Annotated in this window: 1 protein-coding gene; it reads right to left on the reverse strand. The window is 32.0% G+C overall.

Annotated elements, in window-relative coordinates:
* Positions 1-94: 94 nt before the first annotated feature.
* Positions 95-1,348 (reverse strand): Glu/Leu/Phe/Val dehydrogenase, encoded by a 1,254-nt coding sequence (locus Q0370_RS06410; RefSeq protein ID WP_299573612.1) that lies wholly within the window; start codon positions 1,346-1,348, stop codon positions 95-97.
* Positions 1,349-1,504 lie beyond the last annotated feature (156 nt).

Here is a 1,504-nt window from a genome sequence, read left to right on the forward strand (position 1 = left end):
CTTTAATTTAATAAAAAAAGAACCTACTCTATAATCAAAAAATAGAAATAGGTTCTTTATTTTTATATTTAACTCAAATCAAGAATTTAAAAAATTAATACCATCCTCTTAATTTCATTGCTTTTGAAATTCTTTCGATACTCTTCATATAAGCAGCATTTCTTAAATCTACTTTGTATTCATCCGCTAAGTTCCATACATCTTCAAATGCTGTTGACAATAATACATCTTCTTTTTGTTGAACTTCTTCAAATGGCCAGTAGTAGCTTTGTAAGTTTTGTACCCATTCAAAGTATGAAACTACAACTCCACCTGAATTTGCTAGAATGTCAGGAATAACTATAATTCCTTTTTTGAATAAGATTTCATCAGCTTCTGGAGTAGTTGGTCCATTTGCTCCTTCTGTTATTACTTTTGCTTTAATTCTATCAGCATTTTCAGAAGTAATTTGATTTTCTAAGGCACATGGTGCTAAAACATCAACTTCTAATTCTAACAATTCATTATTTGTAATATCTTTTCCATATCCTTTGTTTGCTGCAATACGTCCATTTTCTTCAAAATCTTTTATTACAGCTTCCATGTCGATTCCGTTTTCATTGTAAACTGCAACATTTGAATTCGAAAATGCTACAATTTTTGCACCATCTTTATATGCATAATAAGCTGTATAGAATCCAACATTTCCAAATCCTTGTACAGCATATGTTGCTCCTTTAACATCAATGTTTAATTTTGCTAATGCTTTTTTAGCTGTTAAATGAACTCCGTATCCAGTGGCTTCTGTTCTTGCAAGAGATCCTCCAAATTCTAAAGGTTTTCCTGTGAATACACCTTTTGTTGATTTTCCTGCAACTTCTTCATAAGCGTCAACCATCCAGGACATAATTTGTCCATTTGTGTTAACGTCTGGAGCTGGTATGTCAACTTTTTCTCCAATAATTGGTGAAATTGCTTTTGCAAAACCTTTAGAGATTCTTTCTAACTCAGCTTTAGAATATTCTTTAGGATTAATTGCCATTCCACCTTTTCCACCACCATAAGGGATTCCTGCTACTGAACATTTGAATGTCATCCAAGTAGACAATGCCTTTACTTCATCTCTTGTTACACCTGGATGAAATCTAAGTCCACCTTTAAAAGGACCTACTGCATTGTTGTGCTGCGATCTGTATCCTACAAATGTTTTAACTGTTCCGTCGTCTAATTTTACTGGGAACGATACTTCCAATACTCTCATTGGATTTTTTAAAATTTCATAAACAGCTGGATCTGCATTTAATTTATCACAAGCTGATTTGATTTGTTTTTGAGCAATCTCAAACGGATTTAATGTTTCTTTTGCCATTGTTTCTACCTCACTTTTCTCTAGTCTGTTCTGATTTTTAAACTCTGTTAAAAATCTTCTCTACTGTTACATCATACTACAATTTTATATAAAATTGCAAGCATTTTTTGCAGAACACCTGTTATTTTTTATTCGTTTTCTTCTGAAAATTCATCC

The organism is uncultured Leptotrichia sp., assembly GCF_938036635.1.
GTDB lineage: Bacteria > Fusobacteriota > Fusobacteriia > Fusobacteriales > Leptotrichiaceae > Leptotrichia > Leptotrichia hongkongensis.

Excerpts from the sequence above, each read along its gene's own strand:
- Q0370_RS06410 (WP_299573612.1), bottom strand. The coding sequence starts at position 1,348 with ATGGCAAAAGAAACATTAAATCCGTTTGAGATTGCTCAAAAACAAATC.